Here is a 288-nt window from a genome sequence, read left to right on the forward strand (position 1 = left end):
TGGCTCGCCACGATGGTGTGTAATCCGTCAGTCAGCCCGCTCGGCGTAAACGACCAGGCGCCTTGTGCATCGGTGGTGGTCGTCGTCGCGATCGGGCTGCCGTCGATGGTGAAGTGCACCACGGTGTTGGCAAGGCCGGTGCCGCTCAGCGCCGGATTGGTGGTGAGGTGGTCGGTGGCCGACGTGCCGGTGTCGGCAACCAGGGCCTCGGTCACGGTCGGGCCGGTGGTGCTGAGCGTGTAGACCACCGCGCCGCTGGTCGCGATGTTGCCGGCCGCATCGCTGACC

Annotated in this window: 1 protein-coding gene; it reads right to left on the minus strand. The window is 68.4% G+C overall.

Going from position 1 to position 288, the window contains the following annotated elements; all coding sequences use genetic code 11:
* Window positions 1-288, minus strand: a 288-nt coding sequence (locus CV770_RS42360; RefSeq protein ID WP_161500098.1) for an Ig-like domain-containing protein, incomplete at both ends; no start/stop codon positions are given.

The organism is Bradyrhizobium sp. AC87j1 (assembly GCF_002936975.1).
Classification (GTDB): Bacteria; Pseudomonadota; Alphaproteobacteria; order Rhizobiales; family Xanthobacteraceae; genus Bradyrhizobium; species Bradyrhizobium shewense.